Annotated in this window: 13 protein-coding genes; 6 read left to right on the top strand and 7 right to left on the bottom strand. The window is 64.3% G+C overall.

Annotation, left to right across the window (positions count from 1 at the left end):
* Positions 1–31: 31 nt before the first annotated feature.
* Positions 32–2320 carry an FdhF/YdeP family oxidoreductase gene (locus KF712_18735; GenBank protein MBX3743028.1) on the top strand — a complete coding sequence of 763 codons (2289 nt, stop codon included), beginning with the start codon at positions 32–34 and terminating at the stop codon, positions 2318–2320.
* A gap of 79 nt (positions 2321–2399) precedes the next feature.
* Here the strand turns inward: KF712_18735 and fdhD are convergent, their stop codons facing one another.
* The 5 genes from fdhD to KF712_18760 form a co-directional block, all read right to left on the bottom strand.
* Complete coding sequence (fdhD, locus tag KF712_18740) at positions 2400–3167, bottom strand: formate dehydrogenase accessory sulfurtransferase FdhD (protein MBX3743029.1); 768 nt, start codon at positions 3165–3167, stop codon at positions 2400–2402.
* 107 nt (positions 3168–3274) lie between these two features.
* Positions 3275–4234: a hypothetical protein gene (locus tag KF712_18745; protein MBX3743030.1), complete on the bottom strand. Its 960-nt coding sequence runs from the start codon at positions 4232–4234 to the stop codon at positions 3275–3277.
* 126 nt (positions 4235–4360) lie between these two features.
* Positions 4361–5869, bottom strand: a complete 1509-nt coding sequence (locus KF712_18750) for a hypothetical protein (protein ID MBX3743031.1) — start codon at positions 5867–5869, stop codon at positions 4361–4363.
* A gap of 57 nt (positions 5870–5926) precedes the next feature.
* On the bottom strand, positions 5927–6088 hold the full coding sequence (locus KF712_18755) for a DUF1328 domain-containing protein (protein ID MBX3743032.1): 162 nt from the start codon (positions 6086–6088) through the stop codon (positions 5927–5929).
* Between the two features lie 143 nt (positions 6089–6231).
* Positions 6232–6519: a hypothetical protein gene (locus KF712_18760; GenBank protein MBX3743033.1), complete on the bottom strand. Its 288-nt coding sequence runs from the start codon at positions 6517–6519 to the stop codon at positions 6232–6234.
* A gap of 306 nt (positions 6520–6825) precedes the next feature.
* On the opposite strand from KF712_18760, the gene KF712_18765 reads away from it, so the two are divergent.
* Positions 6826–8940, top strand: coding sequence for an ATP-dependent DNA helicase RecQ (locus KF712_18765; protein MBX3743034.1), 2115 nt, complete (start codon positions 6826–6828; stop codon positions 8938–8940).
* A gap of 16 nt (positions 8941–8956) precedes the next feature.
* Here KF712_18765 and KF712_18770 read toward each other — a convergent pair whose 3' ends face one another.
* On the bottom strand, positions 8957–9604 hold the full coding sequence (locus KF712_18770; GenBank protein ID MBX3743035.1) for a helix-turn-helix domain-containing protein: 648 nt from the start codon (positions 9602–9604) through the stop codon (positions 8957–8959).
* A gap of 90 nt (positions 9605–9694) precedes the next feature.
* Between KF712_18770 and KF712_18775 the strand changes: the two genes are divergently transcribed.
* From KF712_18775 to ptsP, 3 genes are all read left to right on the top strand, one after another.
* Positions 9695–10174, top strand: a complete 480-nt coding sequence (locus tag KF712_18775) for a low molecular weight protein arginine phosphatase (protein MBX3743036.1) — start codon at positions 9695–9697, stop codon at positions 10172–10174.
* Positions 10175–10286: 112 nt separating this feature from the next.
* Positions 10287–10553 carry an HPr family phosphocarrier protein gene (locus KF712_18780; GenBank protein ID MBX3743037.1) on the top strand — a complete coding sequence of 89 codons (267 nt, stop codon included), beginning with the start codon at positions 10287–10289 and terminating at the stop codon, positions 10551–10553.
* 91 nt (positions 10554–10644) lie between these two features.
* Positions 10645–12414, top strand: a complete 1770-nt coding sequence (gene ptsP, locus KF712_18785; GenBank protein MBX3743038.1) for a phosphoenolpyruvate--protein phosphotransferase — start codon at positions 10645–10647, stop codon at positions 12412–12414.
* Between the two features lie 267 nt (positions 12415–12681).
* Here the strand turns inward: ptsP and trpB are convergent, their stop codons facing one another.
* Positions 12682–13884, bottom strand: a complete 1203-nt coding sequence (gene trpB / locus KF712_18790) for a tryptophan synthase subunit beta (GenBank protein ID MBX3743039.1) — start codon at positions 13882–13884, stop codon at positions 12682–12684.
* A gap of 296 nt (positions 13885–14180) precedes the next feature.
* Between trpB and KF712_18795 the strand changes: the two genes are divergently transcribed.
* On the top strand, positions 14181–15260 hold the full coding sequence (locus tag KF712_18795) for a hypothetical protein (protein MBX3743040.1): 1080 nt from the start codon (positions 14181–14183) through the stop codon (positions 15258–15260).
* The last annotated feature ends 8 nt before the right edge of the window (positions 15261–15268 follow it).

Genomic DNA, 15268 nt, shown 5'->3' on the forward strand with positions numbered 1-15268 from the left:
ATAACGATCTCCGCGCCGTTGTTTCTTCTGAATGAGCGACGAGGAACAGCCGGTGCAGGAAAAGCCCAAAAAATGGGCGGCGGGGCTGCCGGCGGTGACTTCCTCCATGAAGTTCATCATGGAGGGTCCGGGCCTCCTGCGCGGAACCGCCGGGCTGCTGGAGATGAACCAGAAAGGCGGCTTCGACTGCCCGAGCTGCGCCTGGCCGGACCCGGACGGGAACCGCTCCATCGCGGAGTTTTGTGAAAACGGGGCGAAGGCGCTCGCCTCTGAGGCCACCTCGAAGCTGGCCGACCGGAAATTTTTCGCGGAGCACTCCGTCCGCGACCTGCAGGAACAGACGGACCTCTGGCACGACCGGCAGGGCCGCATCGCGGAGCCGATGATCCTGCGCGCGGGTGCGGAGCACTATCAGCCCGTTTCCTGGGAAGATGCGTTCCGGATCATCGCCTCCCACCTGCGGAAGCTCGGCTCGCCGGATGAGGCCATCTTCTACACCTCCGGGCGGGCCAGCAATGAGGCGGCGTTCCTCTATCAGCTCTTCGTCCGCAGCTACGGGACGAACAACCTGCCGGACTGCTCCAACATGTGCCACGAGTCGAGCGGCCTGGCCCTGAAGCAATCCATCGGCGTGGGGAAGGGGACCGTGACCATGGACGACTTCCTGGAGGCGGATGTCATCCTCTGCGCCGGGCAGAATCCGGGCACGAACCACCCGCGCATGCTCACCACGCTGGAGGAGGCCGTGAAGCGCGGCGCGGAGATCGTGGCCATCAACCCGCTGCGGGAGACCGGCCTGGTCGCCTTCGCCCATCCGCAGCATGTGGGCGCCCTGTTCGGTCGTTCCACCCCGCTCGCCTCCCGGTTCCTGCAGGTCCGGATCAATGGGGATCTCGCCCTTTTCCGCGGCATCGCCAAGGCGTTGCTGGAAGAGGAAACGCTTTCCCCCGGCGTGCTGGACGCCTCTTTCCTCCGCGACCACACGGAGGGCTTCGGCGCCTACCGGAACGCGGTGGAGGAAACCCGCTGGGAGGAGATCGTCCGCATGAGCGGGGTTGAGGAAAGCGCCATCCGTTCGCTCGCGGAACTGCTGGTGAAAAAATCCCGCAAGGTCATCACCTGCTGGGCCATGGGCCTCACCCAGCACCGCAACGCCGTGGCCGCCATCCGGGAAATCACCAACGTCCACCTGCTGCTGGGGGCCATCGGCAGGCCCGGCGCGGGGCTATGCCCCGTGCGCGGCCACAGCAACGTGCAGGGGGACCGCACCGTCGGCATCTTCGAGAAAATGCCGGAGGCCTTCCATGCAGCGCTCGACCGGGAGTGCGGCATTTCCTCACCGCGCAAGCACGGCTTCGACACGGTGGCATCCATCCACGCCATGCACGATGGCCGGGCGAAGGTATTCTTCGCGCTCGGCGGGAATTTCCTCCAGGCCTCCCCGGACACGGACTACACCGCGGAGGCCCTGCGCAACTGCGAGCTGACCTGCCATGTTTCCACCAAGCTGAACCGCAGCCACTTGGTCACCGGAAAGACCGCGCTCATCCTGCCATGCCTCGGCCGCAGCGAGAGGGACGGAATCGACCATTTCGTCACGTGTGAGAACTCCATGGGTGTCGTCCAGATGTCGCAGGGCGTGCTTTCCCCCGCGTCGCCCGACCTGCTCAGCGAAGTGGCCATCGTCGCCCGGCTCGCGGAGGAGTATCACCGGAATGGCAGTCCGGTGCCGTGGAAATGGCTGGCGGAAGACTACGACCGCATCCGCGATCTCATCGAGAGGGTGGTGCCCGGTTTTGAAAACTACAACGACCGCGTCTCCCATCCCGGCGGCTTTTATCTGCCGAACGCCGCGAAGGAACGCCAGTGGGATACTCCGGAAAGGAAAGCCGTATTTGCCAGCGGACCCATCGGGATCTTCGAGCCCGCCCCGGGTCGTCTGGTCCTCCAAACCCTCCGCAGCCATGACCAGTTCAACACCACCGTCTATGGCCCGGACGACCGCTACCGCGGCATCTCCGATGCGCGACGCATCATCCTGGTGAACCCGGAGGATCTGGTGGAACGCGGTATCAAGCCCGGCACCCCCGTGGACATCACCAGCCATTGGGAAGGCGGCACGCGCACCGCGCGTGGATTCGTCGCCCTGCCCTATGAGATGCCCCGCGGCAGCGCCGCCGCCTATTTCCCCGAAGCGAACGTGCTCGTCCCCATCGGCAGCCAGGCCGAGGGCAGCGGCACGCCGACCAGCAAGTCCGTGGAGATCGATATCAGTGAGGAGGGTGGACACTCTTGTCCACCGGCTGCAATGGCGAGGTAAGGAGGAGTGGATCAATTCGGGATGCTTTTGTTTCGGGTTCCCAATGCCGCCGGAGGACAAGAGTGTCCTCCCTCCTTACTCACGCATACCGGTTGAACCCCGGCGGCCTGAGAAATCCGATCAGCCCCTGGCCCGATTCCTTCGCGAACTCCACCGCCAGCGAACTGGGCGCGGAAACCGCGGCCACCAGCGGGATCCTGGCCGCGAGCGCCTTCTGCATGATCTCGAACGATGCCCTGCCGGACACCAGCAGGAAGGTTTCCCCTAGATCCATGCCATCGAGGAACGCCCTGCCGATCACCTTGTCCACCGCGTTGTGCCTGCCAATGTCCTCGCGGGAAACCAACAGCTCCCCGGTGCGGGAAAACAGGCCCGCCGCGTGCAGCCCGCCGGTCGTGTCGAAGATGGATTGCTCCGCCCTCATTTTTTCCGGCGCGGAAAGCAGCGCCTCGTCCGTGATTTCCACCGGTGGGAAAATGGGAGGTGAGTGCGTGAGGATGGCATCGAGCGTCGCCTTCCCGCACAGGCCGCAGGAGGACCCGGTGAACAGATGGCGGGTGAGCCGTGCCAGATCCACCCGCACCCCGTCCTCCAGAAACACCAGCACGCGGTTCTCATCCCGCCGTGGCTCGATCTTCCGGACCTGTGCCATCGCATGGACGATGCCCTCCGTGACCAGGAACCCGGCGGCCAGTTCACCGTCATGACCGGGCGTCCGCATCAGCACGGAAATGGGATGGCCGTCCAGCCGCAGTTCCAGAGGCTCCTCCACCGCGAGCACATCGGTCGCGGGCTGGGAGCCATCAGGCCCCTGGCGCAGGAGCGGGATGTGGCTGACGGATTCCATGGTGCCGGAGCGTGGACGCCGCCGGGGGAGGGGGCAAGACCGCATCAGGAGCGGTGACCGCATTCCAGAGGCAGGAGACGTGGAAAGGGCCTCCGCCGCCATGAACTTTACTCCGCCAGCGCGCCGATGTTCGCGGAATCATGGAGCGCCTTCATCTCCTCATCCGTGAGCGCGCGGTTGAAGACCGCGATTCCACCGACCAAGCCGATGAGGGGGTTGCCCACCTTGTGGCCGACGGCGTAGCACGCGCCCACGGTGAAGTCGGCGGCTCCGTCCGGCTTGGTGGCGGCATGCTTCTCCGCATCATAGGTGAAGATACCACGGCCGTGGTAGTAGGGGTTCATGCCGCGGTCCTTGCCGTCAGGGCCTTCCTTGATGAAGTAGGGGTCGTTGCGGCGGTCCTTCACCGGATCCAGCCCGCGCGGTTCCATCACGCCGTTGAAGTAGGCGCGGACGTATTTCCCGTCATAGGTGGAGCCGAGCGTGACCCACTTGCCCACGGGGATCTCCGATTGGTTCACGGCATAGTCCGCGCACCATGGGAAGGCGCTTCCGTCCGCACGGCGCGTCACGCCGCCTTCGGAGGAAATGTGCGGCACCAGGCGCTTCGGTCCGCCGTACATGCCCATGTTCAGCAGCAGGGAATACTGGCGCGTGCCGCCGTCGTCGTTCGCTCCCTTGCCCTCGCTCCAGATGCCCGCGACGGTGACGCCCTTCTTCATGTCATCCACCCGGATGACGGTGAACAGGGTGACCTGCGCGTCCTTGCCATGGATGTCCAGGTTGCCGATCTGCGCGCGCGGCACGCGGAGGAAGTGGCTGCCATCCAGCTTCGTGGAGAAGCCGGAATACGGCCCGCCCTCCACGCGGGGGACGGCGTGCGGGGATTCCAGCAGCGCGTGCTTCTGCTCCGTGCCCTTCGACACGCGCGGCTCACCTTCCTTTTCGGAAAAGTCCCAGAACGCGACCAGGCCGGGCGTGTTGAGGACCACCTCCGGTTTCCCGGTAGGTTCGGCGGCGTGGAGCAGGGGGGCTAGCGAGCTGAGGATCAGGAGCGGACGGAGCATGGGAGGTGGCTGGTGTTCGGTGGATTTGACGGCACCTGAACGGCCCGGTCACGGATTCTTTATCGGAAAAAGCATCCGGGTGGAAACGCGGGCGGAAATCGTAACCGTTCTGTTAGAGCGGGCGGATCAGGTTCCGCTGGCAGCGGCCGTCTTCGCATCATATTCCGCCTTGGAGACCTTGCGGCATTCGGAGACCAGATGGTTGCACGGCTCCGCGGAGATCAACGGGATGGCCTCTGCCTCCGGCAGGCCGTCGGTGATGCCGTTGAAATCGCGGGCTCCCGCGTCCGCGACGGGCGTTTCCGCGTCGATCTGCCAGAGGATGCGCTGGGAGCACTGCTTCCCGGGGCCATAGATGGCGGCCACTGTTGCCTGCGCCCCTTCCGTGGTGATGAATCGCGCGCTGCGGTACATACCGGTCTGGCGCTCCAGCTTTTCCCGCAGGTGCTGGACCTGCAGGCGGCCCTCGCGGAAGGCCTTCCACACGCCGACAGCCGCGGGGTAGAACTGGTCCAGAGCGAGCCGCAGGTCCGCCACGGAAGAAAGATTCATCGCCCAGCCCCGGCGGAGATCCGGCTGCGCCTTGTTGAAGCGGTATTCACCCTCCTCCGAGTAGGTGGAAAGGTCCCGGGCCGCGTCCGGTCCGTGGTGGACATCCAGTCCGCCGCCGCCCGCGGAGCCTGCCGCCGCCGCATCCTCATGGTGGCTGAGGGTGAATCCGTCACCAACCCGGAGAATCTCGATTTCACCGATGCGGTGGACGCCCCCGGCGATGGCCTGGCTGAGGAAATCCGTGACAGTTTCCTTTTTCGTCGCCGCCGCCGGAGGCTCGGGCCGGTGGGTTTCATCGAAGTCCTGGATCTGGTCGAGGATGACATCTGCGATCAGGCGTTCGGTGCCGATGGCGGAGGAGTAGTAGAGCGTCTTTCCCCGCAGGTGGTGTGGGTTGTGGCGGAAGACCTCCCGCTGGCTGGCGGCGGCCCCGACCTCGCTCTCCATGCCCAGCAGCACGGGGATGTCCTGATACGAATGGAGGCCGTCGGAGATGAAGAAAGGAACGACCACCACATTTTCCGTGGGGGACATGGCGTCCCACTCCGCGATGAATGGCGGCTCCTCCATGAAGGCATCCGTCACTTTGTGGTAGCCCGCGCCGGAGGAAATGATCTGCTCCACCTGGTCGCGGATGGCCTTGGTGGAGTTCTGGTTCAGGCCGGTGCCGTGGCCGGTGATGATGAGGGTGGTCTCCGCAGGCGCGGCGTCCGGAGCGACTTCCCGCGCACGGCGGAGGATCAGCCCGGTCATCGACGGATGCACGCCCACCGGCAGGGTATAGTGCAGCGTCTTTCCGTCCACCCGGGTGGTCGGTCCGGTCAGGCCGAACTCACGAGGAATGATGTCCTGGGTGAAATAGCCCTCGCTGATGAAGTCGGGGACGATGTAGATTTCCTCCGCATCGATCATGTGGAGGGCCTCCCGCATGGATGGCTCCTCTTTCCAGAAGCAGCAGTGCACCTCCGCGAAGAGGCCGCGTTTCCGGATCTCATCCGCATGTTCGAAATACGGGGTCGAGGAGTCCGGGTTCTCGGTGGAACCGTGGCCTACGATGAGGAGGGCGCTGTGTGGCTTCGGCACGAAGGGCATACGCTGAATATGCCCATCCGGTGCCGGACGTCCAATGTTAGGATTCAATCAACGGCGCGCCCCCCGCATGACCAGGGAAACGATCCAGAGGATCAGGAACACCGCGAACAGGATATAGGCGATGTTGGCGGCCGCGCCAGCGATACCGCTGAATCCGAGGACTGCGGCGATGAGGGCGACGACAAGGAATACGAGTGTCCAGTGTAGCATGGTGGTGTGGGGTTGGTTGATTCTGCTATCGCAGAAGCCGGGCCATGGCTGTTTTCCTTGCAGTTGCGTTGGTGTGGATCTGCGGGTGATAGCTCCTTGCAACATCATCGTGCAAAAAACCGGATCACTGGGACATGCCCGCGTCACGCCCGCCTGCTCCACGTCTCCCGCAGGTGGGGTGGGCGGAGGATCAGGTAGCCGGCCTCCAGCCAGGCGGTCACGGGAGACTTTGGCGCGCCTTTCCGGCCATACGTGAACCCATCCTCCGTGAGCTGGTAGCGGTAACGGATGCGCCGGGTGGACGGCGGGATTTCATAGATGAAGGTGTCCGGCGGCTGGAAATGATAGATCTCACTCCCCGGCCCCAGGTGGTCGATTTCGCTTCCTTCGACGATCCAGGTGCCTCGCAGGTCTTCGTGGGTGAGTTTCATGAAATGATGACGGAACCGGCCCTCCAGCGGATCGCGTGCCGTTGTCGCCGGATTCGCGGCAGAACGTTCATTTGGAGAATTTGGGAGATACCTGCATCGCCCGCAGGCTATGGATTCAATGATTGACCAGCGAGCAGAATCGGATGAACCCGCTGGGACCGCGGAATTTATTCCGCTTGGCTTCGCTGGCTGGATTCCCCGGGGCGGAATGAATTCCGCGGTCCCAGTCGCGGTCCCAGCCGAACAAAATTCCCTCCCGGGGTTGACCCCCGTGCGGGATGTATTGTTCATTTGCGCAGATTCAAGATGCCTTCGCCCCCAGCCGGAACCAAGCCGCTCGTGATGACGCCGCACCAGGCGTTGCAACAGTACTTCGGCTTTTCCAAGTTCCTGGAGGGGCAGGAGGAGGTGGTGTCGCGGATCGTTTCCGGTGGTGACGGTCTGGTGGTTATGCCCACCGGCGGGGGAAAATCCCTCTGCTACCAGCTTCCCGCGCTGTGTTTCCACGGTGTCACGCTTGTCGTTTCCCCGCTCATCGCGCTGATGAAGGACCAGGTGGACGCGCTGGTGGCTCGCGGCATCGCGGCGACCATGATCAACTCCACCCTCAACTGGGAGGAGCAGAAGGAGCGGCTGGATGGCATGCGGACCGGGAAATACAAGCTGGTCTATGTGGCTCCGGAGCGTTTCCGCGCGGAGAGCTTCCTCAACGCGCTGCGCGGGGTGGAGGTGTCGCTTTTCGCGGTGGATGAGGCGCACTGCCTCAGCCAGTGGGGCCATGACTTCCGCCCGGACTACCTGCGGCTGGGGAAGGCGCTGGAGAAGATCGGCTGGCCGCAGTGCGTGGCCCTCACCGCCACGGCTACCCCCGTCGTGCGGGAGGACATCCGCAACGTCCTGCAGCTCCGCGACGCGTTCGAGCAGGTCAGCGGATTCTCCCGGCCGAACCTTTCCCTGAACATCACCGCCGTGGACAAGGCGGCGAACAAGGACGAGCGCATGCGCAACGTCATCGCCGCGCACAAGACGGGCATCGTTTACTGCGCCACGCGCAAGAAGGTGGACAGCGTGTCCGAGACGCTGGCGAGCTGGGGCGTGAAATGCATCGCCTATCACGGCGGCATGAGCGACCAGGAGCGGGAAAGGGCGCAGGATCTTTTCATCACGCGCAAGGCGGATGTGGCCGTGGCGACCAACGCCTTCGGCATGGGCATCGACCGGGCTGATGTCCGCTTCGTCGTCCATTATGAGATCCCCGGAAGCGTGGAGGCCTACTACCAGGAGGCCGGGCGCGCCGGGCGGGACGGTGAAAGCGCCTACTGCGAGATGCTGTTCAACTACGCGGACACCCGCACGCAGGAGTTTTTCATCGAGGGGGCGAACCCCACCGTCGCGGTCATCCGCTCCATCTACCAATACCTCCTCAATGAGGCGGACCGCGACTACGAGGTGCACCGTACCCTGGACGAGATCGCGGAGGGGGCGGAGGTGAAGAACCCCATGTCCGTGGGCAGCGCGCTCTCCACCTTGGCCCGCGCCGGCTACATCGAGCGGTTCGACATCCCCGGCAAGCGCGTGCGCGGCACCCGCCTGCTGAAGCCGCACACCCTCACCCGCCAACTGGAACTGGATGAGAACTCCATCGAGGAAAAGGACCGCCGCGACCGGGAGAAGCTGAAGGCGATGGTGGAGATGAGCTACTCCCGCATCTGCCGCCAGCAGTGGATCCTGACCTACTTCGGCGAGGACGACGGCAGCACCTGCGGCACCTGTGACATCTGCCGGGAAGGCGGCGCGGGCACCGCACGGCCACCCACGGAGGAGGAGGCGCTCATTGTCCGGAAGGCGCTCAGCGGCGTCGCCCGCATGTCACGCCGGATCCCGGGCGGTTGGGAGGCGAAGTTCGGCCGCGGCCGCATCGTCCAGATGTTGGCGGGCAGCAAGTCCCAGGAAATCCTCTCCGCGAAGCTGGATGAACTCAGCACCTATGGCGCGCTCAAGGACAAGGGGGCTGGCTATGTGAACGCGCTCACCCGCTCCCTGTCGGATGCCGGTCTGGTTGTCACCGTCACCGGGGAGTATCCGCTGATGACCCTGACCCCCGCCGGGGAAAAGGTCATGCGCGGCGAGCGTGCCTACACCCTCCGCTGGCCGGACGCGGATGCGGGCGGAAAGCAGGTCAACCTGAAGGACCACGGCTTCGACGGCGGGCTGTATGCCATGCTGCGCGACCTGCGCGCGCGCATCGCCAAAAACGAGGATGTGCCGCCCTACGTCGTCTTCAGCAACAAGGCGCTGGAGGGGCTGGCACGCTACCGCCCCGCCGATGCGGAGCAGGCCATGCAGGTCCCCGGCATCGGTGCCGGAAAGGCGCAGCGCTATCTGAAGCCGTTCCTGAAACTCATCTCCGGCTGGAAGTAAGGAGGGAGGACACTCCTCACTCCCGGATGATCAGCGCGCGCGGTGGATTCCTCTGGGGTTCTTCGTGGGGGACTCCGGCGGTGGTGTGGGAAACATCGGGTTGACCGGGGGCGGAGGTGGAAACCGGCACCTGCGGACGTGGTTCCAGCTCTTCCGCCGGAGCTGCGGGGATGCCGTCCTCCCGGACCTCCGCCTTTTGCGGTGGTTCCTCATGGCCGAATTTCTCCTCCAGGAAATGGTAGCCCTTCACCGCGCCGATGATCAGACCGATGGTCAGCACCATGAGCCAAGCCGCGGACCATTGGTTGCCGCCGGATTCCTGCTTCTGTTCCTTCTTGCGTGGATCCTTCACCGGGCGTTTCGCCGCCGGCAGGACCGGCTCGCCTCCGGAGAACATCGGCTGCCAGGCCTCCCCGCTCACATAGGAGGCGGGTTCCAGCGCGTTCAGCCAAGGTTCGGCATCCACCTTCAGGTATTCGCTGTACTGGCGGAGGAAACTTTTCGCATACGTGGGGCTGGTGAAGACGGAGAAATCCTCCGCTTCCAGCGCCTCCACCACGCTGCGGGGGATGCGGGTGCGGAACACGACGTCATCCACCTCCAGGTCCGCCGCCTCCCGGGCCTCGCGCAGCCGCTTGCCGATCTGGTAACAGACTTCCTCCACGGAACCATATCATACATGGATCACCCCGCGGCGCAAGCACGCGGCATTGCCATTTGACGGCGTGGCGGCTTGGAGGCATCCTCCGCCGCGATGTCTGCTCCGAAACACGTGCTCTTCGTCTGCACCGGCAATACCTGCCGCAGCCCCATGGCGGAGGGTCTGTTCCGGAAGGCGGCCGCCGGGCGCGGTGACTACGCCGTCAGCTCCGCCGGTGTCTCCGCATCGAAGGGCACACCCGCCAGTCCGGAGACGGTCATGATCCTGAAAAAGCGCGGCGCGGATCTCGGCAAGTTCGGCAGCCGTCTGGTGTCGAAGGCCATCCTGGAGGAGGCCACCCATGTTTTCGCCATGACGCGCAGCCACCTCCAGACCCTGGAGGCGCGTTTCCCGGAGTATTCGGACAAGTTCCACCTCGTCCGTGAATTCGCCGGCATTCCGGAAAAAGGCGGCCACATCGACGTCCCGGACCCCATCGGCATGGGCAATGCCGCCTACATGGAAACCGCACGGGTGCTGGAGGAAGCCATCCCCACCATCATCGCCTACATCGACAGCACGCACAAGGCGTGACGGGCGTGTGCCTCCGGTTCCGCTCCGGCACTGGCGGATTCCGAGGGGGTAACTTTTGCCTTGGATGCCCCGCATCCGCTTCCTAGAGTGCCCCGGCGACAGCTACCATTCCATGGCCAAAAAAGACTTCACGATCCTCAACAAACTCGGCATCCACGCGCGGCCCGCAGCCCAGTTCGTCAAAACAGCGAACCGCTTCCAATCCGATATTTTCGTGGAAAAAGACGGCGAAGAGGTCGATGGCAAGAGCATCATGGGCCTGATGATGCTGGCCGCAGGCCACGGCTCCGTCATTTCCGTCAATGCGGAAGGCACGGACGCGGACGCCGCGCTCGCCGCCATCGGGGACCTGATCGAGCGCAAGTTCGAGGAAGATTGACCACCCTCCGGGGATGGGAGGTGATATGGCCTCCCGAAATTTGATCCTTGCCCGGGAGGCGGTGGGACGACCACGCTGGGGTAGATAAGAAATGGTGGCGCGCGAACCTGAGCGGGAAATCATCTACGAGGGTATTCCAGCCTCGCCGGGCATCGCCATATCCCCGGTTCATGTCATCGCCAGGGGCTTTTCCGCACCGGAGGTCTATGAGATCGACGAGGAGGATGTGGAGGGCGAGCAACAGCGCTTCCGCGACGCGGTTGATCTGACGAAGCAGCAGCTCGTCGAGCTGCAGAACCGCCTGGAGAGCCTGGCGGGGGATGCGGAGCAGGCCATTTTCGAGGCCCACGTGATGCTGCTGGAGGATAAGGCGGTCACGGAGAAAGTCATCGACGCGATCAGCAGGCGGCAGCAGAACGCGGAATACGCCTTCTACGCCGTGATGCAGAATTTCCTGGAGGCCATGCGGCGTATTTCCGACCCGTACCTCCGCGAGCGCACGGCGGACATCGAGGACGTTTCCCAGCGTGTCCTGAGGAATTTCCGCCCGGATGAAGAGGTGCGCCCGGCGATGCCGGATGACCGCCATATCCTGGTGGCCTATGATCTTTCCCCGTCGGACACGGCGTCGATGGACCGCAAGCACGTGCTCGGCTTCGCCACGGAGCAGGGGAGCGTGAACGCCCACACCGCCATCCTCGCCCGTGCCTTGGGCATCCCCGCCGTCGTCGGTCTGGACGGCGCGGTCATCGACATCCAGGCACTGGCCCCGGCCATCCTCGATGGCTACACCGGAAAACTCATCCTCCACCCCAGCGAGGAGACACGCCGTCACTACGATGAACTCCAGGCGAGCAAGGAACGTGTCCGCACCGCCCTGGAAAAGATGCGCGGAAAGGCCACGGAAACGACCGATGGCCGCGCGCTCACCGTTTCCGCCAACATCGAGCTGGTGAACGAGCTTTCCCTGGTGAAGAGCAGCGGCGCGAAAGGCGTCGGCCTCTACCGCACCGAGTTCCTCCTCCTCAACAGCGGCGGAAAGGAAATGCCTGATGAACTCCAGCAGGAGGAAGTCTATGCCCGCGTGGCGAAGGCCATGGCACCGCACCCGGTCATCATCCGCACGCTGGACGCCGGTGGTGACAAGCTGCCCGTGGAACCGACCGATCCGGAGCCGAACCCATTCCTCGGCTGGCGCGGCATCCGCGTTTCCCTTTCCCGTCCGGCCATGTTCCGGGACCAGCTCCGCGCCATCCTCCGCGCCAGCGCGAAGGGGAAAATGGCCGTCATGTTCCCGCTCATCTCCGGTCTGTCGGAAGTCCGGCAGGGCCGTGAGATGCTCAACCGCTGCATGGATGAGCTGGACAAGGAAGGCGTCCCCTTCGACCCGAAGCTGCCCATGGGCATCATGATCGAGGTTCCGTCCGCCGCTGTCTGCGCGGACATCCTCGCTCCGGAGGTCGATTTCTTCTCCATCGGCACGAATGACCTGATCCAGTACACGGTCGCCGTGGACCGGGTGAACCCCCACGTCGCGGACCTCTACCGGCCCACCCACCCCGCGGTCATCCGCCTGATCAAGCGCACCATCGACGCCGGTCTGGACAACGGCATCTGGACGGGTATCTGCGGTGAGATCGCCGGTGACATCCGCCTCACCCCGCTGCTCATCGGCCTGCGTGTCGAGGAACTGTCCGTTGGGCCGCTGCAGGTTTCACGCGTCGGCCAGGCCATCCGTTCGCTCAGCCACGCCGACTGCGCCGCCATGGCCGCGGAGGCCCTGAAGCTCTCCAACAGCCAGGCCATCATGGACCTGTCCCTGGGCCTCGCCCGGAAGCACTACGGAGATCTGCTGGATTGAGGTAAGGAGGGAGGACATTGCGGCAGAGCCGCTATGTCCGCTTCGCTCCCATTCCTGTCCTCCGGCTGCAATGGCGATAAAAGAAGGAGAGGTGTTCAGTTTTCAGGAAAGAGAAGAAGGCTGACCGCAAATCCTGCGAATAAACCGAATCTTGAAGAGGTCCGCAAATAGCCTTTGCGCCTTCTTCGCGACCTTAGCGTCTTCGCGTTGAATCTATGATGATTGCCAATGCCGCCGGTGGACAGGAGTGTCCACCCTCCTTACTCCTCACACCCCGCCGAGCAGATGCCTCGCCGCTTGCTCGACATCCTTGTCACCGCGGCCGGAGAGGTTCGCGATGATGATGGAGTCCTTCGGCAGGCTGCCGGCGATCTTCGAGACGTAGGCCATGGCGTGGGATGACTCCAGCGCGGGGATGATGCCCTCGCAGTGGGCCAGTTCCTTGAAGGCGGCCAGCGCCTCGTCATCCGTGGCGTAGGTGTATTCCACCCGTCCCATGTTCTGGAGGTAGGCGTGCTCCGGCCCCACGGCGGCGTAGTCCAGACCGGCTGAAATGGAGTGGGTGAGCTGGATTTGGCCGTCCTCATCCGCCAGCAGCCAGGTCTTCGTGCCTTGCAGCACGCCCAGCTTGCCGCCCTGGAAACGCGCGGCATGGCGTTCCGGGATGATGCCGTCACCCCCAGCCTCCACGCCCACCATGCGGACGTTTTCATCGCCCAGGAACGGATGGAACAGGCCGATGGCGTTTGAGCCGCCACCGACGCAGGCGACCAGCAGGTCAGGCAGGCGGCCTTCCTTTTTCAGGATTTGTTCCCGGGCCTCCACACCGATCACCCGGTGGAAATCCCGCACGATCATCGGGAAAGGATGCGATCCCAGCGCGGAGCCGAGGATGTAGTGGGTGTGGTCCACGGTGGCCACCCAGTCGCGCATCGCCTCGTTGACGGCTTCTTTCAAAGTCGCCTGGCCGGCGGTCACCGCCCGGACCTCCGCGCCCATCAGGCGCATGCGGGCCACGTTCAGAGCCTGGCGCTCCATGTCCACCGCCCCCATATAGACCACACACTCCATGCCGAAGCGCGCGCAGACGGTGGCGGTCGCCACGCCGTGCTGTCCCGCGCCGGTTTCCGCGATGATGCGCTTCTTGCCCAGGCGCTTCGCCAGCAGGATCTGGCCGATGGCGTTGTTGATCTTGTGCGCGCCGGTGTGGAGCAGATCCTCCCGTTTCAGGTAGATTTTCGCCCCGCCCAGCTTTTCCGTCCATCGCTCCGCGAAATACAACGGGGTGGGACGGCCCACGTAGTCCGTGAGCAGGGCGTTCAGCTCGTCGTGGAAGGCGGGATCATTCTTCGCGGCCTCATAGGCCACTGACAGATCCTGCAGCGGGGTCATCAGTGTTTCCGGGACGAACATGCCGCCGAACCGGCCGAAGTGGCCGGTGGCGTCTGGGGTGATGGTAGCGGCTGCCATGTCCCCGCAGCATCCCGTGGGAACGGGGGGGATTCAAGGGCGAATGCGGAGCGCTTTCCCGATGCGATGCCTCATGACCCGGGAAATCAAGCGAACCCTTTCATCCGGATATGCCGCCGCATTTTCACCCGCGGAAGCTTGCAGCGGCTGCGTGGAGCAGGCAGTCTGGCGATGTGTCAGATACGACGGAAAAGGCCCGCAGGTGGAATGGTTACGTGTGCCCGGATTGCCGGTTCGTGTTCCGTGTGCCGCGGGACCATGATGGTCGTGGGGTGATCTGCCCTAGCTGCCGCAGGATGCTGAGGGTGCCCGCCGCCGGTGAGGCGACCCCGCCGTTGGTCGAAAAGAAGATCGAGAAAATCGCACCCGTCAGCCTGCCGGAGTCCTTCCAGCGCGCGCGGGAGAGAAAAGCGGCGGAGGGCGGGGCGGTTCCAGCCCCCGCAGGGGAGGCCAGGCGCCGCCGGAAGCAATCCAGGGACGATGACCAACCGGACTGGGACAAAGTCCCGGCGGAGCGGTTGGTCCGTGTGGGCAAGCACAGGAAATCGGGCAAAGGACGGTGGTGGATCGCCGGTCTGCTGGCTTCCGTTGTGGTGGCGGCATTGATCGTGGTCGCGGTTCGGGAGGATCCGGAAGTGGAACCCATCGCCATCGCCATCGCCCCGGTCCGGGAGGCTCCCGTGGCGGCCCCGCGGCCCGCTCCCGAAGTGACCGACCTGCCGCAGGAGATGAACCGCAGCGAGTCGGAAATCATCGCGGAACTGGAACCCCTCACCCGGGGATTCCTGGAGGCGGACACCGTCGGAAAGCTGCTGCCTTTCGTGAGGGACGCCGGCAGGGTGGGGGAGAAAATACGCGCCTGGTATCCGGATGGGAAAGTGCCCGCGCCGGGCATGAGCGCCTTCAACACCAGTAATGCGCTCGCCTACCGGGGCCGGCTCATCTCGCTCTCCGTCCGCACGAATGACTTCGAGGAAAAGCAGATCGCATTCATCCGGGGGGAGGACGGACTGAAGATCGACTGGGAGAGCTACGTGGCGTGGTCGGAGATGCCCTGGCAGCGGTTCATCTCGGAAAAGCCGGAGCGGCCCGTGTTGTTCAGGGTCACGCTGAAGATGCTGGAATACTATAATTTCGGCTTCGGTGATGAGAGGAAATGGCAGTCCTATGAACTCCGCTCCCCGGACCGTGAGCATGTCCTCTATGGCTATGTGAGGCAGGATTCCCCGTTGAATGACAAGCTCCGTCCGCTGGATGCGAAATCCTCCCGGATGGTCACCGTGAAACTGAAATACATCCCCGGTGAGGAAAAAAGAAACCAGGTGGTCATCGACGGGCTGATTTCCGACGGCTGGGTGGAAGACGCCGGGGATTGAACGGCGCT

It is taken from the genome of Akkermansiaceae bacterium, from assembly GCA_019634595.1.
In the GTDB taxonomy this organism is placed as follows: Bacteria; Verrucomicrobiota; Verrucomicrobiia; order Verrucomicrobiales; family Akkermansiaceae; genus Luteolibacter.